The 26,779-nt window shown below is 66.4% G+C and carries 18 protein-coding genes; 11 read left to right on the top strand and 7 right to left on the bottom strand.

Annotated features, from left to right (window positions below; translation table 11 throughout):
• Positions 1–416 precede the first annotated feature (416 nt).
• Both ACZ4VW_RS31500 and ACZ4VW_RS31495 read left to right on the top strand, forming a co-directional pair.
• Positions 417–1,163 (top strand): MIP/aquaporin family protein, encoded by a 747-nt coding sequence (locus tag ACZ4VW_RS31500; RefSeq protein WP_467968383.1) that lies wholly within the window; start codon positions 417–419, stop codon positions 1,161–1,163.
• A 450-nt stretch (positions 1,164–1,613) separates the two neighbouring features.
• Positions 1,614–3,626, top strand: a complete 2,013-nt coding sequence (locus tag ACZ4VW_RS31495; protein WP_467968381.1) for an ATP-binding SpoIIE family protein phosphatase — start codon at positions 1,614–1,616, stop codon at positions 3,624–3,626.
• A gap of 106 nt (positions 3,627–3,732) precedes the next feature.
• Here ACZ4VW_RS31495 and ACZ4VW_RS31490 read toward each other — a convergent pair whose 3' ends face one another.
• Positions 3,733–4,980 (bottom strand): alpha/beta hydrolase, encoded by a 1,248-nt coding sequence (locus tag ACZ4VW_RS31490; RefSeq protein WP_467968389.1) that lies wholly within the window; start codon positions 4,978–4,980, stop codon positions 3,733–3,735.
• Positions 4,981–5,652: 672 nt separating this feature from the next.
• Between ACZ4VW_RS31490 and ACZ4VW_RS31485 the strand changes: the two genes are divergently transcribed.
• The gene (locus tag ACZ4VW_RS31485) at positions 5,653–6,645 is read left to right on the top strand and encodes a pirin family protein (protein WP_467968379.1); all 993 of its coding nucleotides are present in this window, start codon (positions 5,653–5,655) and stop codon (positions 6,643–6,645) included.
• Positions 6,646–7,227: 582 nt separating this feature from the next.
• On the opposite strand, the gene ACZ4VW_RS31480 is transcribed toward ACZ4VW_RS31485, so the two are convergent.
• Both ACZ4VW_RS31480 and ACZ4VW_RS31475 read right to left on the bottom strand, forming a co-directional pair.
• Complete coding sequence (locus ACZ4VW_RS31480) at positions 7,228–7,722, bottom strand: hypothetical protein (protein ID WP_467968377.1); 495 nt, start codon at positions 7,720–7,722, stop codon at positions 7,228–7,230.
• A gap of 766 nt (positions 7,723–8,488) precedes the next feature.
• Positions 8,489–9,553, bottom strand: coding sequence for a Glu/Leu/Phe/Val family dehydrogenase (locus ACZ4VW_RS31475; RefSeq protein ID WP_467968375.1), 1,065 nt, complete (start codon positions 9,551–9,553; stop codon positions 8,489–8,491).
• Positions 9,554–9,796: 243 nt separating this feature from the next.
• Here ACZ4VW_RS31475 and ACZ4VW_RS31470 point away from each other — a divergent pair, with 243 nt between their 5' ends.
• From ACZ4VW_RS31470 to ACZ4VW_RS31450, 5 genes are all read left to right on the top strand, one after another.
• On the top strand, positions 9,797–11,392 hold the full coding sequence (locus ACZ4VW_RS31470) for an ABC transporter substrate-binding protein (RefSeq protein WP_467968373.1): 1,596 nt from the start codon (positions 9,797–9,799) through the stop codon (positions 11,390–11,392).
• A gap of 137 nt (positions 11,393–11,529) precedes the next feature.
• Complete coding sequence (locus ACZ4VW_RS31465) at positions 11,530–12,465, top strand: ABC transporter permease (RefSeq protein WP_467968387.1); 936 nt, start codon at positions 11,530–11,532, stop codon at positions 12,463–12,465.
• Positions 12,466–12,512: 47 nt separating this feature from the next.
• Positions 12,513–14,468, top strand: a complete 1,956-nt coding sequence (locus tag ACZ4VW_RS31460; RefSeq protein ID WP_467968371.1) for a dipeptide/oligopeptide/nickel ABC transporter permease/ATP-binding protein — start codon at positions 12,513–12,515, stop codon at positions 14,466–14,468.
• The gene (locus ACZ4VW_RS31455; RefSeq protein ID WP_467968369.1) at positions 14,465–15,466 is read left to right on the top strand and encodes an ABC transporter ATP-binding protein; all 1,002 of its coding nucleotides are present in this window, start codon (positions 14,465–14,467) and stop codon (positions 15,464–15,466) included. Before ACZ4VW_RS31460 ends, ACZ4VW_RS31455 begins: the two co-directional genes overlap by 4 nt.
• A 125-nt stretch (positions 15,467–15,591) precedes the next feature.
• A complete protein-coding gene (locus ACZ4VW_RS31450) occupies positions 15,592–16,971 on the top strand; it encodes a serine hydrolase domain-containing protein (protein ID WP_467968367.1) in 1,380 nt (459 codons plus the stop codon).
• A gap of 290 nt (positions 16,972–17,261) precedes the next feature.
• Here ACZ4VW_RS31450 and ACZ4VW_RS31445 read toward each other — a convergent pair whose 3' ends face one another.
• Both ACZ4VW_RS31445 and ACZ4VW_RS31440 read right to left on the bottom strand, forming a co-directional pair.
• Complete coding sequence (locus ACZ4VW_RS31445) at positions 17,262–18,338, bottom strand: M20 family metallopeptidase (RefSeq protein WP_467968365.1); 1,077 nt, start codon at positions 18,336–18,338, stop codon at positions 17,262–17,264.
• A 44-nt stretch (positions 18,339–18,382) separates the two neighbouring features.
• Positions 18,383–19,990 carry an N-acyl-D-amino-acid deacylase family protein gene (locus tag ACZ4VW_RS31440; protein WP_467968363.1) on the bottom strand — a complete coding sequence of 536 codons (1,608 nt, stop codon included), beginning with the start codon at positions 19,988–19,990 and terminating at the stop codon, positions 18,383–18,385.
• A 185-nt stretch (positions 19,991–20,175) separates the two neighbouring features.
• Between ACZ4VW_RS31440 and ACZ4VW_RS31435 the strand changes: the two genes are divergently transcribed.
• From ACZ4VW_RS31435 to menC, 3 genes are all read left to right on the top strand, one after another.
• Positions 20,176–21,765, top strand: coding sequence for a PucR family transcriptional regulator (locus tag ACZ4VW_RS31435; protein WP_467968361.1), 1,590 nt, complete (start codon positions 20,176–20,178; stop codon positions 21,763–21,765).
• 117 nt (positions 21,766–21,882) lie between these two features.
• Positions 21,883–22,788, top strand: a complete 906-nt coding sequence (locus ACZ4VW_RS31430; protein ID WP_467968359.1) for a GNAT family N-acetyltransferase — start codon at positions 21,883–21,885, stop codon at positions 22,786–22,788.
• Positions 22,785–23,903: an o-succinylbenzoate synthase gene (gene menC, locus ACZ4VW_RS31425; RefSeq protein ID WP_467968357.1), complete on the top strand. Its 1,119-nt coding sequence runs from the start codon at positions 22,785–22,787 to the stop codon at positions 23,901–23,903. The genes ACZ4VW_RS31430 and menC overlap by 4 nt, the downstream gene beginning before the upstream one ends.
• A 120-nt stretch (positions 23,904–24,023) precedes the next feature.
• On the opposite strand, the gene ACZ4VW_RS31420 is transcribed toward menC, so the two are convergent.
• Complete coding sequence (locus ACZ4VW_RS31420; RefSeq protein WP_467968355.1) at positions 24,024–25,382, bottom strand: serine hydrolase domain-containing protein; 1,359 nt, start codon at positions 25,380–25,382, stop codon at positions 24,024–24,026.
• Positions 25,383–25,463: 81 nt separating this feature from the next.
• A complete protein-coding gene (locus ACZ4VW_RS31415; protein ID WP_467968385.1) occupies positions 25,464–26,324 on the bottom strand; it encodes a serine hydrolase in 861 nt (286 codons plus the stop codon).
• Between the last annotated feature and the right edge of the window lie 455 nt (positions 26,325–26,779).

The raw sequence follows: 26,779 nt of genomic DNA, 5'->3' as shown, positions 1-26,779 counted from the left end.
TGCTACCACGGGGCCCGCGGCCAGTCCCAGCGCGATCAAGAACTCCGAGCGCGGGCGCTTCACGTCCGCTGCCAAGGTGTTCATCGTGAGCTCCTCAAGAAATGGAGTGGATGGGTTGAGGAGGGTGTTACGCCTCCGGCGGGACCTGCTCCAGGCCCTCGTTACTGCTCAACCCGTTCACCCGGAAGGATCTTGTCTACGGTTTGGGACGTTCGAAACACAGATCCAGACATCGGGCGGGAGTCCACAGTCTCGAGGGCGGGAAAGGAAAGGCCGGGAGGGGGCTTCGAAGCATGTGCAGAGCGGACGGGCAGGTCCGGATCTGAGGTGCTTGTGGCTGCGATGGTGGTGAACGTTCGCCGGGGCGTGGTGCTTGATATGAAAAGCCGCCTGCCAGCACCAAAGGACCAGCGACCGTGACGACCGACCATCTCGAGATTGCTCCTCGCCGCTTCGGAGGAGGCTCGCGCCCCACGGCGCTCTGGGCGTCGGAGCTGTTCGCCACCGCCACGTTGATGCTGTCCATGGGTGTGCTGTTCCGTTGGCTATTCCTCCCCGGCGCAGGGCTTCACGGGGTGTTTCCTAGCCCGGCGCAGCGCCTTGCTGTGGACGCAGGAATCAGTGGCCTCGTCGTGGCGTTGCTCATCGTCAGTCCGCTAGGTCGGATGAGCGGGGCGCACATGAACCCCGCGGTGACCATCCTGATGTGGGCGATGTACAAGGTTCCGGGTCGCTATGTCCTGCCGTACATCTCGGCGCAGCTGACCGGGTCAGTGCTTGGCGTACTTGCCGCTCGGCAACTGGCGGGGCCGGCCGTGGCTCACCCCGAGGTTGCTTACGCACTGCTGAGACCGCTGGCGACTTCCTCGCAGCTTTCTGTTGCGTTGGGTGAAGCCCTGGCGACGTTCATGCTCCTCTTCGCTGTGGCGGCCCTGTCCGCCGGGCCTCGCCCGGTGAGGTGGATGCCCTGGGGCATAGGTGCGACGCTTGCCATCCTGATTGGAGTGACTGCGCAGACTACTGGCGGCAGCCTCAACCCAGCTCGTCAATTTGGTCCCGCCCTCCTGGCCGGTGAACTGGCCAACCTGTGGCCGTACTTTGCGGGGCCTGCTGCAGCCGCACTGCTCCTTGGTCTTCTGATCCGGATGAGAGGTACCGAGTAGCTTGGCTGCTATGGGTCCTGTCCGGCGGATCATCGCGCCGGAGTCGTGGTTGCCTTGGCAGACCATGGTGGATGCCTTTCCAGCCCACCCCGCCTTCGACCGTCAGCACGTAATGCATCAACGTGCCGAGGAAACTGCCGCCCGGCCTGGCCGAACGGGCGTGGGGCCCAGGGCGACCGGTAATCATCGGGTGCCGAACGCGATCACCCCGGAGAAGCTCGGCTCGGACGTGGCGACGGGGGGTCGTCCGTCCTGCCGCGCTGGTCGGACCAACGAGCGCGCCAGGTATGCCGGGCATTGAGAGGAGTCGTGTGCGGTAATAGGCGTGAAGGGGGCAAGAGGCTGTAGAGGGTGAGGTTGGTTGTGAATGAACGTCGGGCTTCCTCCCCACGCCACCCCCAGGGCCATCCTGACCTGCCCAAAGGGCGCGTAGGTGAAGCTCTGCAGCAGATGGCGGATGGTCTTCTGCTGGTGGACAGTGAGTGGCGGATCTTCTACGCCAACGCCACCGCTGAACGGCTGCTCCGCGCTATCGGAGGCGCTCCCGAAAATACCCCAGTGGGGCACCTGCTTTGGGAGGCTGCGAAGGCGTTCCAGAGCGCTGGAGACGTGGAGCGCCACTGCCGAGATGCTGTCGCTTCCGGTCTGCCCAAGGGGGTCGACCTGCGGCGGCTCGCCGACGATCGTTGGTACCACCTGCGTCTGGCGCCAGCCTCCGACAGTATGAGTGTGCACATCAGTGACGTCACCGCGGCGAAAGACCGGGAAGCTGAAACCACCCTCGCTCACCGTAAGGCTGTGCAACAGGCAGAGCGAATCAAAGACCTCACCGTAGCGCTGTCAGGAGCCTTGACCGTCCAAGACGTGGTCTCAGCTGTGGCCGAGCGCGTTCTGCCCCCTTTTGGTGCCTCTGGCTTGACCATCGGCCTCCTGGAAGAAAGCAGGCCGAACCGCGTTCGCATCGTGGGGGCGGTCGGCTACCCCGCGAGCTTTACCGAGATGGTGGAAGCCGAACCCGTTCCTGCTCTATCGCCCGTCAGTGACGTCCTGAGCGCTGGCGCCCCACTCTTCGTCGATACGATCGAGGAACACATCCACCGCTATCCCCACATGGCCCACCGCGTAGCCGTATCCGGCAAGAAGTCGTGGGCTTTCCTCCCGCTCATTGCGTCCGGACGACCCATCGGCGCCTGCTCCATCTCCTTCTCCGAACAGCGCCGACTCGACGATGCAGAGCGGACCCTGCTGATAGCGCTCAGCGGTCTGATCGCCCAAGCCCTCGAGCGAGCCCGTCTCCACGACGTCGATCACTTCCGTGCCCGCGAACTGCAACGTGGACTGTTGCCGCGCGACCTGCCTGCCCTGCCCTCCCTCACCGCGGCCGCCCGCTACTTGCCGGCCGGAGAAGCCGTGGATGTCGGAGGTGACTGGTACGACGTCCTTCCTCTGTCAGCCGGCCGCGTCGCTCTCGTGATCGGCGACGTCATGGGACACGGTCTCTCGGAAGCTGCAACCATGGGACGCCTGAGAACTGCAGTGCGCACCCTCGCAGACCTAGAGCTAGCCCCAGACGATCTCCTGGCCCACTTGAACGACCTGGTGGCCGACATCGGAGAAGACTTCTACGCCACATGCCTCTACGCGGTCTACGATCCCACCGACTCCAGCTGCATCTTCACCACAGCCGGCCATCCGCCACCCGTGTTCGTGGATCCAGATGGCATCGCCAGACTCGTCGACCTCGAACCGAATTCCCCCTTGGGGGTCGCTGAACCTCCCTTTGAGACCACACAACTCCACATCCCCGACGGCAGCTTGCTGGTGTTCTATACGGATGGCCTTGCTGAGACCGCCACGCGCAGCCTGGACCGAGGCATGGCAATGATCACCCGCACCCTTAGCCATATGCTGAAGAACCCTGATGCCGACAGTCCGGTGGTTGCCTCCCGGGGCATGCCGACACCGCAGCCTCTAACGGAACGACTGTGCGACGCCCTGACCGATACCTTGCTGCCCTCGCCGTCTGACACAACTGACGATGCAGCACTTCTCATCGCTCAGCCTCACTCCCTGGCCCGATCCGATATGGCCAGCTGGACTCTGCCGCAAGAAGCAGTCGCGGCTGGACAGGCGCGATCCATGATTCGTGAACAACTGACGAGCTGGGATCTCGAAGACCTGGTCATGACCACAGAACTCATTGTCAGTGAGCTGGTCACCAACGCCGTCCGCTACGCCCGAGGCCCTATCCGACTCCGCCTCCTGCGCAGCGACTCCCTTGTCTGCGAGGTGGCTGACGGCAGTCTTACTACGCCGCATGTACGCCGGGCGGCCGAAACTGACGAAGGGGGCCGCGGTCTGCAACTCGTGACAGCTCTTTCCCATCGCTGGGGCGCCCGCTACGAGGCTTCAGGCAAGTATGTCTGGACGGAACAACAACTGCCGGAACCGCAAGCGTTGTAGTCACGTGGGTGACCGAGATTCTGGCCTGAGAGCAGTTTGGGAACACCCTCCGGTCGCTCTGAGTCCCCACGACATGCCATCGCCGCAGCCCCCTACTGGTGCGCACCTACGACGTTCGAGGGGCGCAGATGGTTCCGTCCTTAGGCATCTGCCCCTCCGCCAACCAGTCGGTAACAACGTTGTTGGCGCACGCATTTGGTGCCATGAACACCCCATGCCCCCCCTGGTTCACACTGACAAGGCGAGCACGCTGTCCCAGAGCTGACTTCATCCCGAAAGCTCCGGCAAGCCCCGTGGCAGGGTCGCGCTGATTGTTGACCATTAGAACGTTGTGAGGGCCGTCGCTGTTGACCTGCGGCGTCGGCTCCAGCGGCTGGTTCGCCCAGAAGGCGCAGGGGGTGATGTTGGCGGTCTCGCCACCAGCGACAGGGTAAGCACCAGACTGCTCACGTACATCCTTTACGTACGTACCAACCGATCGCGGCCAAGCGGTGTCTCCACACATGATCGCGAACTGGGCCGCGATGGTGTTCGCCATCGCAGCGTCCATGCTCGGCGTCAAGGCGCCGATCACCTCGGACACCTCACCTGCGGAGGGGGCTCCAGGGCGCCCCTCGATGTACTGGAGCACACCAGCCAGAGCTGGCATGACTGTGTCGTCGGCGTACATGGCCTGCAGAACAGTGGTACGCAAGGTGTCTCCGTCAACCTTCCGTCCGTTTACCTGGATTGGCGTCCCATCCAACCGCTCAGCCGCGGCCAGATACGCGGCCTGAACGGCGCTCGGTGTGGCACCCAGGTGTAGTTGAGCGTCATTCATGGCAGCAAACTTGGCAAACTCCTCGAAGCGTCGCTGAACACCTGCGCCAATGTCGACCTTCATGTCTCTCCAGATCGCCTTGGGGTCTGGAGAGCTGTCCAGGACGATCCGGTCGGTTCGTCCAGGGAACATAGAGGTGTAGACCGCCCCCAGGTACGAGCCGGCCGACAGGCCGTAGTAGGAGAACTTGTCGAAACTCAGCGCCTTGCGGATCTGCTCCATGTCGCGGGCAGTGTTCGCCGTGGTGATGTGGGGAAGAATGCTTCCCGAGTGAGCCTCACAGGCATGCGCAGCACTGCGAGCTGCTGTGATGTTGGCAGAGATTCCGTTGCGGTCCGGCCAGGGCCACCCCACTGCTGCCGTCTGTTCTGGCGTGAGCCCACATGAGATGGGACTACTCTGCCCCACCCCTCGGGGATCGAAGCCGATGAGGTCGTAGTGCCTGAGAAGGCGCTGCTGCCCTGCAGCCGTTGCTCCGTGCGCGAAAACCGAAGGGAACTCCAGGCCGGACGCTCCAGGCCCCCCTGGGTTCATCAGGAGCGCGCCGCGGCGCTCGGAGGACTGGGCTACTCGACGGGAGACCCTTATGCCGATTGTCGGACCCGCAGAGTCGCGATAGTCGAGTGGAACCTGCACCGTTGCACATTCCAACTCCGGATCGATGGCTCGCTCCCTGGAAGGAGCCGTGCAGGATCCCCACGAAACCTTGTCTGGCGTTGGGGGCATCAGGTCCTCCGTGGTGGCTGACTGGCCCACGCCCACTGTCGCTACAACTGTCGCTCCGGTGATGACTGCGGCCAGGGCGCGATGCTTCGGCTTCATCCGTAACGGCTCCTCTGGGTGCGGCTGGTCGTGTAGCCCTGCGGTACGACCTGGAATCTTCAACAGTCTCGGCGCAGGGCCAGCCGATGAAGGGGGCGGCAGGGAGGAGATCGGGCCTCGTCCCCACGGAGGAGAGGGAGTGCGCCATCCTCCGAGCGCGGGAGACCACCTCCTGGTGTGGAGATAAGCGCCTGCGTTCGGCGAGGGCGCCGCCCGCCCTCGTTGGCTGCTCTCCGTGCGCGGGGTGTCGCTATAGGTGTGAGAGCTACTGGATGTGTCGATGCTGCGCAGCGCGCCGGGAGCTGAGGCGAAAACCGGAATTTATGGTTTATTGTTCAACTAAACGTGCGGGACTATCCGCCGCCGAACGTTGAAGGAGTCATTGTGCCCGCACTGAATGTGGAAGATCTGCTGGTGCTTCCCCGCATCCCGCAGCCGGCTGCCGCTGCCCGCGGCCGTCCCGTGGGCCGCGTGGTCACCGCACACCAGCAGCGGGAGGGGGCGGGATTCATGGTGCGAAGGCCCTTCCCGAGCGCCACCATGGACCAGGCCGACCCGTTCCTCCTCCTGGATCATGTCGGGGAAACGCTCTACGCCCCCCACGAAGCGAAAGGCGCCCCCTGGCACCCTCACCGCGGGTTCGAAACCGTCACTTACGTCATCGACGGCACCGTCGTCCACCACGACTCCAACGGTGGCGGTGGGTTGATCTCCGACGGAGATACCCAGTGGATGACCGCTGGATCGGGAATTCTCCACGACGAAGTGCCCACAGAAGAGACCATCCTCAACGGTGGTCTCATCCACGGTGTCCAGCTCTGGGTCAACCTCCCCAGAAGCCTCAAGTGGGCCAAGCCCCGCTACCAGGACATCCGAGCAGACAGGCTGCGACTGCTCACCTCCCACGACGGTGGTGCGCTGGTCCGGCTGATCGCAGGAGAACTTGCAGGCCATCAGGGCCCCGGAGTGACCCATACTCCGATCACCTACGCCCACGCGAGTCTCGAGCCGCAGTCTCAGCTGCATACCGCATGGCCAAGGGAGTACAGCGCGATGGTCTACGTCCTGCAAGGCAGCGGATATGTGGGTGAGCACAAGCGGCCTCTGAGCGAAGGGCAGCTTGCCATCTTCGGAGCAGGCGACACTGTCACTGTCCAAGCAGGGCCCCACCAGAACGGCCGCACCGGACAGCTTGAGGTCCTGCTCCTCGGAGGCCTGCCGATCAACGAACCGGTAGCCCGGTATGGGCCTTTTGTGATGAACACGGCGCGCGAAATCCACGATGCCATTGATGACTTCAACAAGGGCCGCATGGGGCACATTCCGGCCACGCATGTCAGGCAAGATGAGTCTGGCGCCCAAGTAACAGGCCACTGAGGCCGCACCTCGTCAAGGTGGCTCCGAAGCCCGCTGAACCTGCAAGAGTGATGGATGGCTGGGCATCGCCAGAGCCTTTTGCAGGGTCCCATACAGCGCACGCCAGAACCCTGACGGCCTCAGCTGTGTCGCAGAGCAATACGCGGCAGGTACTGCTTTGCCTTCGCCCTGGACGCGACAGAGCCCCCACGGCGCGTTGAGACGTCACACCTGCCATCCACCACAGCGCCTACATGATGTAAGAACGCTCACCCTGCCTTCCTTGGCTGCCTGCAAATGACGGGCGACCTGGCTGCCGGGCACGTCCAGGACCTGCCACGAACCACTGCTGACCACAACCTTGCCGTGCTCAGGAACCACCGGGCACTGCGCTTTATGGACGGTCAGGCGAACTCGCCTCCCAGTGAAGCGAGTGAGCGTGGCGAGCCGGAACAGCCCCTCGGCGGGGGAGGGCAGGGCGGCGGCATTGTTAGGCACCGTTGCACCCTAATCGGACCCTCGCGGCGTGAAGTGCCTGCCTGCGAGGTGAGATGTACAAGCGGTGCCCTCAGCCCGCGCCCCGGAGCTTCAGCTGGTTGAGGTTCAGGCGGAAGCAGGCACAGGACACCCGACCTGAGTCGACAGTCGGCGCAGTGCTGCTTCGGCGAGTAGAGCCACGGACGTGAGGGCGGCCAGAGGCTGTAGGGGAGCCCAGTAACTGAGCGCGCCAGAGGCTCCGAGGAGCAATAGGACGACTTTGTTGCAGACCGGGCAGCTGATCGCCAGAAGGGACAGCAGCCCACCCGCCGAGCCCAGCCGGCCACCGGTCGGGGACTCTGGTGCGCTGGGCGTGGAAGGGAGGCGCACATAGGTGGTCAAGATGAGACCGGACAGCACGGCGGTGATGGCGAGGGCTGGATAGCTCCACCACTGCACGGCGACTGACCGGGAAAACAGCGGATTGGGCACCACATCTGTCGGCACGCCGACCAGCCCTGCGGTCAGTAGCGTGCAGATGCCGGCTGTGACCCATTGCTGAGGCTGCCAACCCCGCAACGCAGTAGCTGCCAGACGCATCGAGCGAGGGGCAGGGAACATGTTCAAGCACTCCATTCCAAGGGGTTCAAGGACACGACGCGGCGGTCGGCTTAAAACCTCAGAACGGAGAGGGCGGAAAGAGGAGGTGGCGCTAGCCCGCCAGTACGCACGCGGTGACAGTATGCGGCCGTTGATGTGAAGGACACATCCTGGACATCAGCCGCGGGCGCCAAGGAAGTCGCGGGCAGCTTGTTCAGGGGACGGGGGACACTCTGCTGGCCGATCGCCTTCTGCCCGCATGGCAGGGCAGAGCCATCGGCGTCTGTGACGAGTGAGGGAAGCTTATGGGCGTGCGAGTGCTCGAGGTTAAGGCGCGGCTGGTCCTGGACGGAACCGTTCTCCTGCCCATGACTCTGGGAAAACACACAGAAGACTGCAACAGCGGCAACGAGCAGACCCAGCACACCGCGCAAACTGGCGTGGTGTGCTCCGCATGCCGCTGGTCGACTCATCACGGCCAATCCATAGTTGTGCCAAGACGTCCCATTGATAGAGCCATCGAGGTATCCGGCCCGAGCGTGGGACCTTTGTGCGGCACGTCTCCTCTAGGTTCGGGAGACCGAATACGACACGTTTCAAGCTGGTCGGCTTCGGCACAGCCGAGCCGGCAGTCGCTGAGGTGCGGAAACCTCGGCACACTCGACTCGCTGTTCTCAGACAGCCGACCCTTAGCGGTCCCGACCACGCCCGCGACGGCCACCTCCGCGGGCACGCACTGGTCCGAGGAGCCCTTGCCCCTCCACGCATCCCGCGCTAAGCCCGGAGCTCATGGAGACTCTTCAAGGCTCGGGGATCGGCTGGGGGCGGCCTCACTAATGCGGTGCTCTGCGATAGTGACGGCAGCCTGTGCGGGGGTCTGGCCGAGGCGTTGAGCGGTGTCGAGCAGCTCGCCGACGGTGTCTTGGATGGCAAGGATCCTTGCGCGGCTTTCGTCGGCGCCCAGGTGATGGAGTTCGGTGCTTATCGCGTTGATAGCGCCGCCCGCGCTGGCGACGTAGTCGGGTACCCAGACGATCTGGCGGTGATGGAGTAGATCGGCGACATCAGGGGTGGCGAGCTGGTTGTTCGCCGGCCCGACAACGGCCTTGCAGCGGAGCCGGGGTACGACCCTTCTGGTGAGCGTTGAGCCGAGTGCTGCGGGGACGATGAAGTCCACGTCCGCAGTGATGATCTCATCGGGGTTGAGCCATTTTGCGCCAAGTGTGTCTGCTGTGTCCCGCTTACGTGGGTCGATGTCAGCCACTGTCAGCTCGGCTCCCTCAGCTACCAGCAGGTGGCCGAGGCTTTCACCGACCCTGCCCAGGCCGATCAAAGCGAGTCGGCGACCGTTCAGGTCAGTCGTACCGGAGAGCCTGTAGGCAACAGCACGCAATGCGGCGAGTGTGCCCAATGCAGTGTGTGGCGACGAGTCACCGCTTCCGCCAAGTTCCGCCGGCTTGCAGAACACATGAGGGGTGGTCTCGCCGATGACTGCCATGTCGGTGGGACCAGTTCCGACGTCCGGCCCGGTCGCATACGATCCGCCCAGCGACGCGATGGTGTTGGCGACATCATGAAGGACGTCACGCCGTTGGGTCGCATTCAGTTGCTTCCCTGCAGGGACGGCAACGACAGTCTTCCCCCCGCCGCTGGGCAGGCCAGCAACGGCCATCTTCATGGTCATGGCTGTAGAAAGGCGAAGAGCGTCGGTCAGGCCGTCACGCCAGTCGGGGTAGCACCAGAGCCGCAGGCCGCCGGCCGCCGGACCGAGCGTCGTGGAATGCAGAGCAATGATCACTGGCAGGCCTGAACGCCGCCCGACCTGGATGAGAACCTGTTCGTGGTGGAGCACAGATCCACTCTCCTTCAGCTCGTACGGCACCGGACGGTCCCAAGCGTGTGTTCGGGTGGGGTGAGGGATGCAGCCCAGCAAGCCAACCTCACTAATTCTGCGGTGACTTGGCGACAAGCCGAATTGGATCTTCCGACGAATACCGGGCCGGTATCTGGTTGAGCGCGACGAAGACCCGACAGGCCGGATGGCTGGAGGCTTCCCCCCAATCATCACCACATGGTGGGCTGTTGGAGGCCGAACATGAGACTGCACCTGACCGCGACGGCGTGCGCGATCGCACTTGCTGCCACAGGATGCTCGACAGGCACCGGTTCCGACAGCGCCAGCAAGCCTTCGTATGTCGGCAACGCAACGTTCACCGGCACCTTGCCCGTCGACCCCGGAAAGCTCGACCCGTACCACACGGTCGTCGGGGCGGCGAACATGCTACTGGTCTACGCCTACGACCCACTTGTCACCCTCGACGCCACGGGCAAGGTCGTCTCAGGTATTGCCACCAAGTGGGAAGTGAAGCCCAACTCGGTCACCCTCACCATCCGTGACGGCGTCACCTGCTCGGACGGCTCGGCGGTGACACCCAGCGTGATCGCAGAGGACATCGAGTACATCAAGGACCCGAAGAATGCCTCCCCCCTGATGGGCATCGCCATCCCCGGGCCCAACGTCACGGTGAAGCCCGACGACTCGGCGAAGACGGTCACCGTGACCAGCGCCGAACCGTTCGGCATGCTGCTCGAGTCGCTGTCCAACATCCTGGTGGTCTGCGGCAAAGGCCAGAAGGACCGTGACCTGCTCGCCAAGGCATCCAGCGGCTCCGGCCCGTACGAGCTGACGAAGGCCCAAAGTGGGGACAGCTACACGCTCACTCGCCGCAAGGAATACAAGTGGGGGCCGAACGGCGACTCCACCGATGTACCTGGTGCTCCGGAGAAGATCGTCATGAAGGTGGTCGGCAGCCCGAGCACAGCTGCCAACATGCTGGCGAGCGGCACTCTGAACGGAACCCCCGTCGCCGGCCCGGACATCGCACGCGTCAAGGCCACGGCCAAGGAATACCGCTACCAGCTGGGCACCTACCTGCAGCTGTTCAACCAGCGCCAGGGACGCCCCGGCGCCGACCCGATCGTGCGCAGAGCCCTCACTCACGCCCTCGATCGTGACCAGGTGGCATCCGTGCTGACTGATAGGGCCGGCAAGGCCGGCACGTCCCTCAACGGCCAGGACCCGCTGCTGTGCAATGACGAACCTGCCACGACCGCCATTCCCCGGTACGACATGGCCGCCGCCGAAAAGCTCCTCGACAAGGGCGGCTGGAGAAGGGGCACGGACGGGATCCGTACCAAGGACGGCAAGCGTCTGACCATGAGGCTCCTCTACCCGTCGGATACGCAGAACACCGCCGCCGCCGTCGAGCTCATCAGCGCGGCATGGAAGAAGATCGGCGTGGACGTCCGACATGATGGCCAGCGCACTTCCACTTTGATCTCCACCATCACCAAAAACAACGGCGGCGACTGGGATGTCCTGCCAGCCCTGAGCCTGGCAACCCAGCTGCCCTCCATGGTGGTGCCCTTCCTCTCCGGACCTGACGCTCCGCAGGGCAACAACTGGGCGAGCATCGACAACGCCGAGTATGAGAGGGCCGTGCAGGTGGCCATGAAGACCCCCGGCGCGGAGGGCTGCAAGCTCTGGATCGAGGCCGCCAAGAAGTTGTACGCCAACGCCGACGCGATCCCTGTTGCCCAGCGCATGCAGAGCTACTTCGGAGTCAAGGCGGACTTCGAGATGCTCGGCGGCGTGCCGATCCCGACCAGCATTCGCATGCGTGCCAACTGAGGAACGGACCCCTCATGACCCACCAGCCCTCACCGGTCCATGCGGCGGTCGCCACCGACAATGCTGGTTCAGACTCGGCGAAGTCGGGCACGGGCGAGCACCGAGGACACACGGCCGCTGGGCGCCCCTCACCCTGGATCGGTTTCCTCCTGCACCGCCTGCTGCGACTTGTGATCTCCCTCGCTGTCATTGCCACGGCTGCCTTCCTCCTGGTGCACCTTGTCCCGGGAGATCCGGTCCGTGACGCCCTCGGGCCCACGGCCGACCCCGCAGTGGTGGAGGCACGCAGGACACAACTGGGCCTGGACCGCCCGGTCACCGAGCAGTTCACCAGCTATCTGGGTGGCCTGCTCCACGGCCACCTCGGCACCTCCCTCGTTAGCGGTGAACCCGTCGCCGCGACCATCAGCGAACGGCTTCCAGCCACTGCCCAACTTGCAGGCATCGCCTTCGGACTGACCGCACTGCTGTCCGTCCCCTTGGGAATGGCGATCGCCGTTGCCACCCGCAACGGTCGCCGCCCTGGTACTGACATGGCCTTCACCAGTGTCACCGGGCTGTTCACGGCGGTACCTGAGTACCTGCTCGGCATCGCGATGATCGCATTGTTCACCGCGACGCTGCACTGGCTCCCGCCGGCCGGGGCCGATACCGCAGCCTCATACGTGATGCCGGTGCTCGCCCTGACCATCGGGCCGGTATGCGCACTGTCACGAATCATCCGTACCGAGACCGCCCGCGTCCTGGAGCTCGACTACCTGCGGGTGGCACGCAGCAAGCGCCTGCCGGCCCGGCTGGTCTACCTACGCCACGCTCTGCCGAATCTGGTCACCGCCGGCCTCACCCTGGGCGGACTGTTCCTCACCACGCTCGTCGGAGGCAGCGTCCTGGTCGAGTCGGTCTTCAACTGGCCCGGTCTGGGTTACACCGTGGTCGGCGCAATCCTGGCCAAGGACTACCCACTCGTCCAGGGTGTGGTCCTGGTGCTGGCCCTGATCGTCCTCGTGGTCAATCTGCTGGTCGACCTGACACTCGGCCTCCTCGACCCCCGTACGACCCTCGCGAGGAGCTGACGACCGTGACGAAACGACCAGTGCGCAGCGCCACCCTGACAAGCCCCATGGCGATCACTGCCACCACAGGAGTACTGCTGCTTCTCTTTCTCGCCGTCCTCGGGCCCCTGCTCTGGGCTGAGGACGCCGCCCGCACCGACGTGTCGGCGGCCCTGCAGGGCGCCTCCCTCAAGCACCCCTTCGGCACCGACCAACTCGGTCGCGACGTGATGGCCCGCGTGCTGACCGCCAGCCGCCTGTCCCTGCTGCTAGCCCTGCTTGCCACCGTGGTCGGAGCAGGGCTCGGAATCGTGCTCGGCGCAGTCTCGTCGGTCCTGACCGGACGGGTCCGCCGGGCCTGCGAGTCAGTGATCGAGACCGCGATCGCTTTCCCCGGTCTCCTGCTCGCTCTGTGCGTGGCAACCGTCGTCGGCGTCGGCGCCAAAGGTGCGGTCATCGCACTCGGCGTCGCCTCCGCGCCGCAGTACGCCCGACTGACCTACACCCTCGCCTCCTCGATCGCCGGATCGGACTACGTCTCTGCGTCCCGCATCCTCGGCGTAGGCCGGCGCCGCCTGGTATCCCGCCACATCCTGCCCAACATTGCCGAGCCCCTCATCATCACCATCACCATGAACATCGGCGGGATGCTGGTGGCGCTGTCCGCCCTCAGCTACCTAGGTCTGGGTGTCCAGCCCCCCTCTTATGACTGGGGGCGCCTGCTCGGAGACAACCTCAACCGCATCTACACCTCCCCGTCCGCCGCTCTCGGCGCCGCCGCCGTCATCGTCCTGGCTGGCGTGGTGTTCAACATGGTCGGCGAGGCCGCCTCGAGCCTCGCCCGGGGCGAACACACCCGCACAGCCCGACGAGCCCGGTTCGCCCTCCTCGGCCAGAGCCCACGCCGCTCCGGCGGCGCCCAGACCGCCAAGCCAGGCGCGCCCACCGTGACCGCAGACACCCTCACGGTCAGCGACAGCCCGCACGCCCTGCGAGTGCGCGGACTGTCCGTCGTCTTCCCGACGGTGGAGGGCGAGATACACACCATCCACGACCTGGACCTGGACGTGAGCCGCGGTGAAACCGTAGGCATCCTGGGCGAGTCAGGCAGCGGCAAGACGATGACAGCCATGGCCCTCGCCGGGATCCTGCCCCCACCAGGCAGATCCAGCGCCACAGTTGTCGAGATCGCCGGCCGCGATCTGGATAGCCTCACCGACGCCGAGCGGCGCACCTTCCTCGGCACCTCACTGGCAGTGGTCTTCCAGAACCCGATGAGCTCCTTCAACCCGGCCCTGCGCATGGGACGCCAGCTCACCGAAGCCACCGAAGCACACAGCGGACTCAGCCACGCAAGGGCCACCGCGCTGGCAGTGCGCCAACTGCGCGGCGTCCGGATTCCCAGCCCGGAGATCCGGATGGGCCAGTACCCGCACGAGCTGTCTGGCGGCATGCGTCAACGCGCCATGATCGCCATGGGGCTCATGGGGCAACCCAAACTGATCATCGCCGACGAGCCGACGACTGCCCTGGACGTCACCGTCCAAGAACAGATCATCCGCCTTCTGGGCACAGTCAACCAAGAGACCGGCGCCGCAATCCTGCTGATCTCCCACGACATCTCCGTAGTCACCTCGCTGTGCCGCCGCGTGGTCGTGATGTACGCCGGCCGGATCGTCGAAGACCTTGATACCCCGACCCTCCTTGAAGGCCCGGCTCACCCCTATACCCGCGCGCTGCTGGAAGCCGTCCCTCACATGGACAGCGACCGCGATCAGCCGCTCGCCACCATCCCAGGCCGCCCGCCGCAGCTGGCCGATCAACCCAGCGGTTGTCCCTTCGCCCCCCGCTGCCCGCTGGCGTCCGACCACTGCCGGCAGGAGCGGCCGCCGCTCACCATCCGCGACAACGGCAGCCGCGTCGCCTGCTGGCACCCCATGGAACCCTTCGCCGACAGCCCCCGATCGCAGCCCAGCGCCACCGGTGGCCAGAGCGACCTGACGAAGACGGCGGGATCCACATGACCGGACTCCAGATCGAGCAACTGACGGTGCGCTTCGGTCGGGGGCGTCGTGCCATGACCGCTGTCGACGGCGTGAACCTGACCGTCCCGCCAGGACGGATCGTCGGCTTGGTCGGCGAGTCCGGATCAGGAAAATCCACACTTGCCCGCTCCGTGGTGGGCTTGACCCCCATCGCCTCCGGCCGCATCCTCCTCGACGGGCAGGACCTCGCAGTGTCCCGCAGCGCCCGCCGCAAAACACAGATGATCTTCCAAGACCCGTACGCCTCGCTCAACCCCCGCATGACCATCGGCGCCGCGATCGAGGAAGCCCTCACCACCCGACCCGGTCCGCGGATGCCGCAACAGATCAGGCGCGCCGAGGTCGGACGACTCCTGCAGAGGGTGGCACTCTCCCCTGAACACGCCACGCTCAGGCCCAATCGGCTGTCCGGTGGACAGCGGCAACGCGTCGCCCTCGCTCGTACCCTGGCGGCCGAACCCCAACTCATCGTCGCGGACGAGATCACCAGCGCACTGGACGTATCTGTGCAAGGCGCGGTGCTCAACCTCATCCGCGAGATCCAGCAACGCTCAGGCACCTCCATGCTCTTCATCTCACACAACCTGGAGGTAGTCAGATACGTCAGCGATGACATCGCCGTGATGTACCTCGGGCGCATTGTCGAGACCGCACCCGCTCAACAACTGGTGTCCAACCCTCGCCACCCCTACACCCAGGCGCTCCTGGCCTCCCTACCCCGACTAGGCCGGACCTGGACTGACATCCCGGCGCCCACCGGCGACACGGAACCACCCGACCCGCACCATCCCCCGCGAGGCTGCCGCTTCCATCCGCGCTGCCCCATAGGGCCGGCCGCCCACACCGACCGTGCCATCTGCGCCACCCTCGACCCGCAGCTCGGCGCGGCCGGCCGGGCGCACCACGCCGCCTGCCACTTCACCCAGACGCAGGCAAACGCTGCTGCCATCCAGGCGCCTGAGTCCGCCACTTATTGAGGCGGCGGCCTCGCTCGAGCGCTGTCCAGTGAAGCCTTGCTGGTCTGACCGGCCAGGCCCTGTGACGTTGAGCGCCCCACCGGGCCGTCATCCCCTTCCGCGGAAACCACAACCGAGGAGAATCCATGACCGTCGACCGCGTGCTGCTCCAATCACGCTTGACCGAACTAGCCGAGCGCTACAAGGTCCCTGGGGCCTCGCTGGCCCTTTACACCGGCGCTGGGACGACGACCGCTGTGACCGGCCTGCTCAACCGCACCACAGGAGTCGAGGTCACCACCGACTCCCTCTTCCAGATCGGTTCCATCACCAAGGTCCTGACCACCAGTGTGGTGATGCGGCTTGTCGATGAGGGCCTGGTGGACCTCGACCGTCCCCTCGTCGAGATGCTCCCTGATTTCAAGGTCGCCGACGCCGACACCACCGCCTCTTTGACCATGCGGCACCTGCTCATCCACACCAGCGGCATCGAAGGCGACGTCTTCGATGACACAGGGCGCGGTGACGACGCCCTGGAGCGGTACACCGCACTGTGCGCGAATCTCGGACAGGTCCACCCCCTGGGCGCTATGCAGTCCTACTGCAACACCGGATTCACCCTGGCCGGCCGCCTCGTCGAGGTCATCACGGGCAAGACGTGGGACTCCGCCCTGCACGAGCTGCTCCTCCGCCCCCTGGGCATGAACCAATCGTTCACCTTCCCTGAGGACGTACTGCGGTTCCGTGCCGCCCTGGGCCACCCGGGACCAGGCACGGATGGGGCATACCCTAAGCCCGCCTCACGATGGGACATACCTCGATCGGCCGGCCCGGCGGGCAATGTCTGCTCGACAGCTGAGGACCTCATCACCTTTGCCCGCATGCACCTCGCCGACGGCCTTGCTGCCGACGGCACCCGCGTACTGTCCGCGGAGTCGACCCGAGCCATGCGATCGCCTCAGACCGAAGTGCCCGACCGGTGGACCCTGGCGACCCACTGGGGCCTGGGCTGGCTGCTGCCTACCTGGGACGGGCAGCGTATCTACGGCCACGACGGTGCCACGTTCGGCCAACACGCCTTCCTCCGGGTGCTCCCCGACCACAAGACCGCGCTCGTGCTCCTCACCAACGGTGGTCGCGCCAGGGAGATGTGGCACACCCTCGTCAACGAGCTCATCACCCCCCTGACCGGACTACGCGAACCCGACTGGCCGACGCCACCCGCCGAACCGCTCGAGCCTGACCTGGGGGACTGGTACGGCACCTACGAGGCATACGGCCTGCACGCCGAACTCGCCCCCGGCCGGGACGGCACCCCAACGCTGACAACGACCATCACTCAGGACCTCACTGGATCCGAGCAGCCCACGACGACCCAGCCCATCGTCGCCGTCGACTCCACGCAAGGCCTGTACCTGCTGCAACCGGAGCCCTCCACGCCCTGGGTGCCGATAGTGACAGTCGCCCTCGACGACGGCAGCCGCTACCTGCACTTCAGCGGACGGGCCATCCGCAAGACCGGCTGACGCGCCGCTCTGCCGCGTTCATCACCTCACGTGGCCGGACCGCACGTGACCAACCGCTCTCACCTCACAGGCACTGCAGAGCGTCGCTGACCGCGATCGGCCAGTATTTCGAAGATCAGTTTTCCGACCGGTACCCCAGAGGCGCACAAAGCTCCGGCCCTGCGCGCTGCGGCAGGAGGTCCCCGGACTGCAGCCCGGGGTACGGGCCGCGGCCTCACTGGTGCGCCACGACGAAAGCCTGCGGACGAAGGCTTTCCGCTTCCGTACCGCAGGCGCCAAACCGGCCCAGCTCAGCCCCCGGTGAGCAGCCGCTCGATCACGGCCGCCGTCAAAGCAGTGCGCTCCGGGAGAACGGACAGGTCTGCGAACTCACCCTCGGCATGGGCGTGGTCGCCCACTGCGCCCATGCCGTCCAGCGTGGGCACACCCAGTGCCGCGGTGATGTTCCCGTCCGAGCCGCCGCCGACCTTCACACCGCGCAGCGGCTCCAGGCCAAGGACCTCAGCCTCCTGGCAGGCCAGCGCGAACACCGATGCAGAGCTGCGCGCCTCCAGGGCGTACCGATTGATTCCACCGGACAGCTCCAGCGACGCCTGGTGCGTGTTCACCGTCAGTGCCCGCATTCCGGCGTCGACCCGTTCCAGTTCTGCAGCAGTCCAGCCGCGGACGTCGACCTGCACCCACGCGTGCGACGGGACGGTGTTCATGGTGCTGCCGCCGCCGACCACTGTCGGAGTGACAGTGGTGCCGGCCTCAGCATTCGCTAGCGCGGCGACGCGCAGGATCTGGGCTGCCAGCTCCACGGTGGCGTTGACGCCCTTCTCCGGCTCCAGCCCGGCGTGGGCCGCCCGGCCGTGGACCATAAGCCGGTAGGTGCCGATGCCCTTGCGGGCCGTTTTCAACGCACCGGACGCGCTCGGCTCAGTCACCAAGACCGCCCGGCAGTCCCGCGCCGTCTCCTGGATCAGCTTCTGCGACGACGGCGAGCCCAGTTCCTCGTCGGAGGTGAGCAGCACTGCGACGCGTTCGGTGGACTCCAGCAGCTTCACCGCCTCGAGCATCTGAACGATGCCGGTCTTCATGTCGAACACGCCCGGCCCGGTGGCGAGGTCACCGTCGATCGAGAACGGCCACCCCGCCAGCGTGCCGATCGGCCACACTGTGTCTAAATGCCCCAGCAGCAGGACGTCGCCGTCGCCGGAACCACGCCACAGCAGGTGGGGTCGGCCCTCCAGTTCGATGCGTTCCGGCGTGCGCCCCACAGCAGCGGTGCCCAGCTCGGCCACCAGGTCAGCGCACGCGTGCAGCGACGGCAGGTCGGAGGAGAACGACTCCTGGGACACTAGTCGGGCCAGGTTCTCCCGCATGCGGGGCGCCGCTGCGCGGGCTGCCTCCAGCAGTGCTCGACGATTCACGCGGACACGCCCGTAGCCTCGGCACGGGCCGGACGCTCGGCGTGGCCCGACCGCAGGACTCGCCCGAGTCGGCCCCCGGTGAATTCGCCCTGGTCGACTACGACATGCCCGGCCAACACCACGAACGAGATTCCGGTGGGCTGAACGTCCGGCACCGTATACGTACCGTCGTGTCCGACCGTCTCGGGATCGAACACGGTGATGTCGGCGATTGCACCGGCCCCGAGCCAACCGCGTCCGGTCAACCCGAACTGCGCAGCGGTGGCAGACGTGGCCTTCCGGATCGCCTCAGGCCAGCTCACCAGGCCCTCCTGCCGTACATAGCGGCCCAAGAAGTGCGGGAAGCAGCCCCAGGTCCGCGGATGGTCAAGCCCCATCGGCATTCCGTTGTCCGAGCCGATCCCGATCAGCGGGTCGGCCATGATCGTCCGCATGTCCTCCTCGGACATCATCGTCGGCACGATCATCGCGTTCCCGTCCTCAAGGAGAAGGTCGCACAGCGTCTCCCACGGATCGCGGTCGCCTGCGACGACGGCCAGATCTCGGCCGGTGACGCCCGGCCGTGCGTGCCGGATCACCAGCACGTCAGACGGCTCGACCTGCCGCCACAGACCCGACGCGACAGCGGCGTCCGGGGCCGTCGCCCGCGCCTTCAGCCGAGCCCGTTCGGTGACGCTCTTCAAACGCTGGCGCAGCGCGCCCATTCCGCCGACAAGCGCCTGCGGAGGAAGCAGCGCGTGCATCATCGTCCCGCCGGCAAGGTACGGGTACTGGTCACCGCGCACGTCCACGCCCGCCCTGCGCGCATCATGCAGCTTCCTGAGCAGCGCGGGCCCCTTGCCGTGATTGGCCAGCCCCGCCGCCTTGCAGTGCGACACCTGAAGCGGGATCCGGGAACGCAGGGAGACCTCGATCGCCTCGTCCAGGGCCTCCTCCAGCGCGTCACTCTCATCACGCATGTGGGTGGCGTACAGACGGCCCCACCGGTGAGCCACCCGTCCGATCGCCACCAGCTCCTCAATGCCGGCGTAAGAACCCGGCGTATAGATCAAGCCTGTGGAGAAGCCCACGGCGCCAGCGGCGAAAGCCTCCTCGGCCAACTCCACCATCTGCTCCAGCCCACCCGGCGCCAGGTCGCGCTCCATGCCGTTGGCTGTCAACCGCAGGGTGTGGTGGCCCACCAGCATCGCCATGTGATTCGTCGGCCCGGCGGTCTCCTGGGCGTCGAGAAAGTCGGCGAATGTGCTCGTCCCGTACCGAGAACCAGCCGATAGATCCCCGAAGAGCGCGGCGGCCTCCTCGGCGGCGGCAGCATCCATCGGGGCGGGGGAGTACCCGCAGTTGCCTGCGATCTCCGTCGTCACCCCCTGCAGGAGCTTGAACGGCTGAGGCTGATCCATCATCGGCACCATGTCCGAGTGGCTGTGCGGGTCCAAGAAGCCCGGAGCCACGACCAGCCCCTCGACATCGATCTCGCGACGGGCTGGACCCAGGTCCGAACCGACCGCCACCACCCGGTCGCCCATGACCGCGACATCGGCGCGGACCGCCGGTGAACCGAGACCATCGTGGACGGTTCCGCCACGAAACTTGAGGTCGTACACAGGCGCTCTCCCCACTGCGGATCGGTGAACCCTGGCCAGTCTGCGCCGATCTTGTACCGTGGGCGTCGTCCTCCCCGACGAAGAGCCCCGTCTCATCCTGTGCACCAGGACATACAGCTGACCAGGCCGCGGCACGAGTCTTGGGAGTGCGGACACGCACCTGTGGACCGCACGGAAGGATGCACGTGACGAACGAATACACCCGCCTCACCCTCGGCCAGGTCACCACCCTGCTGGGCGCCTCCGCCATGCACGTCCTCGTCGCGCCCGCCGGGCTCGACGTTCCGGTCACCGAGCAGGCGATCCTCGACGTCACCGAGGAGGACGAACCCATACGCGAGGGAGCCATGGTCCTGGCCATCGGCATGCGCCCCGATTCCCCCGGCCTGCTCGATGCCCTCCCGGCTCTGGGCAGAGCTGGCGCGGCTGCCCTCGCCGTAAAAACGCGGGGGACCGACTCCACCCGACTGGTGGAGACCGCCACCGCTGCGGGCGTCGCCGTCGTGGCCATTGCCGACACCATCCCGTGGCGCCACGTCGACTCCCTGCTCACCGCAGCCGCCGGCAGCCAAGGCCGCGACACCCAAGGATTCATCTCAACCGTGGCCGTCGGCGACCTGTTCGCCCTCGCCAACGCGGTGGCCGCCATGGTCGGTGGCGCGATCACCATCGAAGACCCGAGCCAGAAGGTCCTGGCCTACTCCAACCTTCCCGGCCAGTGCATCGACGACGCCCGCCGCGACAGCATCCTCGGCCGCCAGGTTCCCGACCACAACGCCTACCTGCGCGTCTACCGCAAAATGTGGCGTGTCGAGAGCGTGATCCGTGTCGAGGACGTCGCCCCACTGCCACGGCTGGCCGTCGCGGTCCGCGCCGGCGCGGAGGTACTCGGATCGATCTGGGCCGTCGAATCAGAAGCGCCCTTCGGCCCACAAGCCGAACAGGCCCTGGCCGATGCAGCCCGCGTCGCAGCCTTGCACCTGCTGCGCCTGCGCAGCGCCCAGGACCTGGAACGCCGCGCCCGCGGCGAACTGCTGCGAAACCTGCTCACCGGACAGACCGCCGAATCACCGGCCGCCCGTCTGGGTATCGACCCCGGACCCATGGCAGTCCTCGCCTTCCAGCTGCCTGCCGGACCCGATAACGCCCCCGCCGACATCGTCGGCCTGCAAGTGTGCGACCTCATCACCGCCTACGGCGAAACAACGGCCCGCTCCACGTCCTGCGTCCTGGACGGCCGAGTCGTCTACACCCTCCTGCCCCTGACCCAGGACACGCCCACCGCAAGGATCACCGCCCTGGCAGAAACCGTCCTGGACCGAGCTGAAGAATCCCTGCAGGTCCAGCTCACCGCAGGCATCGGCTCCCCAGTGATCGGCTTCGACAACGTGCGGCGCTCCCGTACCGAGGCCGACCGCGTGCTCAGCGTCCTGACGGCCGACCCCAACCGAGGCCGCATCGCCCGCATCGAAGACGTCCACTGTCAGGCCGTACTGCTCGACCTCTCTGACGCTATCGCCGACAACCCCCGAGCCCAACTACCCTCCGTGACCGCCATGCTGCGCCACGACGCCGACAAGCAAACCTGCTACGCCGCGACCCTGCTGGCCTACTTCGACTCCTTCGGGGACGTGGCCGCGGCCTCGGAGAACATGCACGTCCACCAGAACACCTTCCGGTACCGGATCCGGCGCACAGCCGAGCTGTTCGGCGTGGACCTGACCGATGCTGACCAACGCCTCGTCCTGTGGCTGCAACTACGCCTGCTCACCTGACACCGGCCCGCTCTCGCCGCCCCGCCTGTGGGCACTCGTTGCCGCCCACCAAACAGCTCCCGACGCTTGGGACAGGACGACGATGCCCCCGGCCGCGCACAGCCGCACAGTAGGGACGTGGCTACTACCCCTCCTCCCGCCCCGGCCTGTGTCCCTGCCGAGGCCAGCACCCTGAGCGCTGCGATTGCCGCGGCTGCCGCGATCGCAGACCGAGCGGGCGTCGAGGTACGAGAGCTCAGCGATGTGCCCGACCTGCGTCGGATCGCCGCGCTGTTCACAAAAGTCTGGCGTACCGCCCCCGATCGGCCGCCTCTGAGCTCCGACGTCATGCGAGCCCTGGCCCACGCCGGCAACTATGTGGTCGGAGCCTTCGACGGCAACGAACTGCTCGGCGCCTCCGTGGCGTTCTGTGGCATGCAAGACCGACCGACCCTGCACTCACACATCAGCGGGGTTGCCGCCGGCACCCAGGCACGCGGCATCGGCTACGCCCTGAAGATCCACCAGCGGGCATGGGCCATGCGCCGCGGCATCCGGACCGTGACCTGGACCTTTGACCCACTCGTGCGACGCAACGCCTACTTCAACCTCGCCAAACTAGGGGCCCAGGCCGTCACCTACCTACCCGATTTCTACGGCGAGATGACCGACGGCATCAACGCCGGCCAGGGAAGCGACCGGCTGTACCTGAGCTGGCCACTGTTCTCACCGGAGGTCGCAGCCCTGGCACGCGGCGCGACCCCAAAGGCGGCGGACGCCGTCACGGACGCTGTCCCCCATGCCCAGCCACGACTCGTCGAGTCACACACCGGCGAGCCCGCCCACGAGCCCGCCACCGCCGACCTCCAGACCTGCTTCATCCCCCCCGACATCGACGTGCTGCGACGCGACGATCCGGCCTTGGCGGCCCGGTGGCGGCTCGCCTTGCGCACCGCGCTCACCCACGCGGCGAAGGACGGCCTGCAGATCCGGACCATGACCCGGACCGGTCACTACCTGCTCACCCGGAGGGAACTTTCGTGAAGATCGACGGCTTCGAGCTGCGACGCGTGCAGCTCCCGCTCGTCTCTCCGTTCCGAACCTCGTTCGGCACCCAGGACACCCGCGACCTGCTCCTCGTACGAGCCGTCATCCCTGATGCCGAGGGGTGGGGAGAATGCGTCGCCATGACCGCTCCGGTGTACTCCGCTGAATACCTCGACGGCGCCGAACAGGTCATCAAAGACTTCCTCCTGCCACGTCTGGCGACAGCCCCAGACATATCCGCCGCGCGCATCGCCCCGCTGCTGGCCCCGGTCAAGGACCACCGCATGGCCAAGGCCGCAGTAGAAACGGCCGTCCTCGACGCCGAACTGCGAGCCTGCAACACCTCCCTCGCTACGCGCCTGGGCGCGGTGCACGACCGAGTGCCCGCCGGCGTCTCAGTCGGCATCATGGACTCCGTCGACGCACTGCTTGACGCGGTCGCCGACTATGTGGCCGAGGGATACGCGCGGATCAAGCTGAAGATCGAGCCCGGCTGGGACATCGAGCCCGTGCGCGCCGTGCGCAAGCAATTCGGCGAAGACCTGTTGCTCCAAGTGGACGCGAACACCGCGTATACCCTCGCCGACGCCAGCCACCTGGCACGTCTGGATCCCTTCGGCCTGCTGTTGATCGAACAGCCGCTTCCCGAGCACGACGTCCGCGGCCACGCCGAACTCGCCAAGCGGATCACCACGCCCGTGTGCCTTGACGAATCGATCACCTCCGCCCGGTCGGCAGCCGACGCCATCGCCATCGGCGCGTGCGCGGTGGTCAACATCAAGCCTGGCCGAGTCGGTGGCTACCTGGAAGCACGCCGCATCCACGACGTATGCGACGCCCTGGGCGTTCCAGTGTGGTGCGGAGGGATGCTGGAGACCGGACTGGGACGGGCCGCCAACGTGGCCCTGGCCGCCCTGCCCAACTTCGTCCTGCCCGGCGACGTCTCAGCCTCCAATCGCTTCTACACCCAGGACATCACCACCCCGTTCGTCCTGGACGACGGACACCTGACAGTGCCCACCGGCCCCGGCATCGGCGTAGATGTCGACGCCGACGCCCTCCAAGAGGTGACAGTCGCCAGCAGGTACATCGCCCTGGATCGCCTGCGGTAAGCAGCCAGTGCGCGCCAGACCGGCGCAACCCACCGCTCCCAGCGGTAGAGCATCACAGAACTGGTCACTGCCGGCCCCCCTTCCTCAGGAGGCGGGCCGGAACACCAACCCGCAGGGCTGTCACTCCACGCGGCAGGCCAGCCGCATGCCCCAGCGCAGCCAACGGACGCTCCCATCAGGAGCACGGAGGAAGTCGCCGACCTCTTCCCTTGGATCGGCCACCATAACCAGCCGATCCCGTGCGCCCACCAAGACATCAACAGGCGCAGGCGCGGCGATCCTGTCTGGCGAACCGGAGGGGAACACCATGGCGATGGTCAACCGGTCCTCCCCGCACCGGGTCACCTCGACCTTGCACAACGCCATCCGGTAACTGCCGACATACTCCTCCAGCACTGCCGGATCCGGTGCGCGAACGACAGCGCGAGCCGGGCCCGGCTCACCGAGAAAGTGCTCCAGCGCCCAGTCGGTCACCTCCCGGATCACCATCCGTCCACCGCTGGCATTGGTCAGCACAGTCGCCGCGAACCCGGCGTCAGGCACCATGTCGAACGACGACAACTGCTGGAAGGAGATGTTCCCGCCATGGCTGACCATCCGCAGTGACCCGCGGTCGCGCAGCATCCAGGAGATCCCCACCCGACGCGCGCCGCCTATGTCCACCCGGGCCTGTTGCATGTCCACGCGAGTGCGCTCGCCGACCGGCGAAGAACCGGCCGAAGTGCCGTCCAGGTGAAAACGGGCATAGCGGAGCTGGTCGCGCACCGAGCTCCACAAGCCACCCGCAGCATTGTGCGCCCGCCACATGGGCCATGCCTTGTACGCGATCTCCCGCCCGCCCTCGGGCATGTGGCCAACCGCGTGCCGGCGGTGTGCGACTTCGTGCGGCGCGAAACACGTCTCGCCCATCCCCAGCGGCTCCAGCACCATGTCGCGCACCGCCTGCTCGTAGGGCATCCCGGTGACCGTCTCGACCAGCCGTCCTGCCAGCAGGAAGGCGGCATTGTTGTAGGACGCCACCGTGCCTGGCTCGGTCAGCTGGGGGAGTGCGACCAGGCCATCGACAGCCAGCCGGGACAAGGCGTCGTCGCCCCATCCCCAGTTCTCTTCCACGTCGCCGTCCCATCCGGCCGTGTGCGTCAGCAGGTGACCCACGGTCACCCGCTCGCGGACCTGCGCGTCGGCCAGCCGAAGCCCCGGAAGGTAGTCGACCACTCGATCATCCAGGGACAGCCGACCGTCCTCCACGAGACGCATCACAGCGGTCGCCGTCACAGTCTTCGTAGTGGAGCCGATCATGAACAAGGTGTCGGCGTCCACCGGCAACGGATCGGCCGTGCTCGTCACCCCACACGTCGCCGCATACACGACGCGGTCGTGGACAACGCCCACCGCAACCCCAGGCACCCCGTGCCGCTCGGCGCTCCCACGCAGGAACTCCTCAAGCGCCCCATCGCCGCGAATCTCCTCGGATGCCACAAACACTCCTCGTCTCATCAAGCCGAGATCGCCGCGCACCCAGGCCACCGCGCCCGCCTCCTCCAGGGCACCGTGTGCGGGTCAACGCCTCCGCAGAGAATCAACTGCGATGCGCGCGACGGTCCCGATCACCTGGTCAGCGCTCGGCAGCCCGAAGTCACGGACGCGCTGCCGCACGAAGACCGACACCGCATACCGGCCTCCGTCGGGAAACTCCACAACCCCCACCTCGTTGCGAACGAAGGGCAAGCTGCCCGTCTTGCCCGCGATGCGGATCGCATCGCCAGGAAAGCCGCTGCGCAACCGGTGAGGCCACACCTGCAGACGCAGGATCCGACGAATCTCCTCGCACATCTCTGCGGGAGCCACCTCGTCATTCCAAATCGCCGACAGCAGGCGGCTGACAGCCCGAGGCGTCCCCCGTGTCGTGCGCAGCGGATTCAGGGCACGCGAAGCAAGGATGGCTTCGTCGCTCACCGCCTCCAGCCCCTCCTCCAACGGTCGCCCGATGTCCTGAGTGAGCGTGTCGAACAGAGTGCTACACGAACCGATGACGTGGATCTGCTCGAACCCCAGCCTCCCCATACGCGCATTGACCGACGCCGCGTCAGCCCACCGATCCATCAGCACATCCGTCGCCGCGTTATCACTGACGTTCATCATCGACAGCGCCAGATCACGCACCGACAGTTCGACCGCGTCACGCATCACCGACAAGCCGGTCGGACCCACAGTGCGCCCATCGGACGGGACCTCGATCCGCTCCGTCAGGTCGACCAGTCCCTCTGCCGCCATGGCGAAGAGATGGACCAGGACGGGCACCTTGAAGACGCTTGCCAGTACCACCGGCTCATCGGGCTGCAACCCCACCTCCGCGCCCGAATCGAGGTCGACCGCGTGGACGGCCCCCGCTACATCGATAGCCGCGAACGCCGCAGCCATCGCAGCTGCTGCACCCTTGTCACCGAGGGGCAACCGCCCGACGCCCACTGTCTCGAAAAGCTCCAACGCCAGACCCCTCTCGCCAAGACCGCTCTGTTCCGTCCAGGGCGCGTTTCCTCCAGTTCGACGAGCATGGACAGTGACTCGCTCCGGCGTCTTCATCCTGTCCGACAAAGCATGCTCGCCCGGCTGAGGCCCTCGGCCCAAGACAGCGACCCCGAATGATCGTTGACATGCTCTGTGTCCATCACAGGATCGAAACCGAGGCAGACGACGGGAGGGCCGGTACGGCAGGTGTTGCCGATCATGCTCTTCCGTTGCGTCCCTGCTCGAGGCCGCCGCCCAGGGCACAGGCCGCGCACAGCACATCGAACAGACCCTGCGCGCCTTCTTCACCTCCACCCCGGCACGCAACCGGCCCGCCGACATCACCGCCGCCTGCCCCCTGCGGGAAG

The organism is Streptomyces sp. NPDC029139, from assembly GCF_055564335.1.
Note: the sequence above shows the minus strand (reverse complement) of the source record. Positions and strands in the feature narration are given on the sequence as shown.

Excerpts from the sequence above, each read along its gene's own strand:
- ACZ4VW_RS31490 (WP_467968389.1), bottom strand. The coding sequence starts at position 4,980 with ATGAACCCAGGGGGGCCTGGAGCGTCCGGCCTGGAGTTCCCTTCGGTT.
- ACZ4VW_RS31460 (WP_467968371.1), top strand. The coding sequence starts at position 12,513 with ATGGCGATCACTGCCACCACAGGAGTACTGCTGCTTCTCTTTCTCGCC.
- ACZ4VW_RS31450 (WP_467968367.1), top strand. The coding sequence starts at position 15,592 with ATGACCGTCGACCGCGTGCTGCTCCAATCACGCTTGACCGAACTAGCC.
- ACZ4VW_RS31445 (WP_467968365.1), bottom strand. The coding sequence starts at position 18,338 with ATGCGGGAGAACCTGGCCCGACTAGTGTCCCAGGAGTCGTTCTCCTCC.
- ACZ4VW_RS31455 (WP_467968369.1), top strand. The coding sequence starts at position 14,465 with ATGACCGGACTCCAGATCGAGCAACTGACGGTGCGCTTCGGTCGGGGG.
- ACZ4VW_RS31415 (WP_467968385.1), bottom strand. The coding sequence starts at position 26,324 with ATGGCTGCGGCGTTCGCGGCTATCGATGTAGCGGGGGCCGTCCACGCG.
- ACZ4VW_RS31470 (WP_467968373.1), top strand. The coding sequence starts at position 9,797 with ATGAGACTGCACCTGACCGCGACGGCGTGCGCGATCGCACTTGCTGCC.
- ACZ4VW_RS31495 (WP_467968381.1), top strand. The coding sequence starts at position 1,614 with ATGGCGGATGGTCTTCTGCTGGTGGACAGTGAGTGGCGGATCTTCTAC.
- ACZ4VW_RS31480 (WP_467968377.1), bottom strand. The coding sequence starts at position 7,722 with ATGTTCCCTGCCCCTCGCTCGATGCGTCTGGCAGCTACTGCGTTGCGG.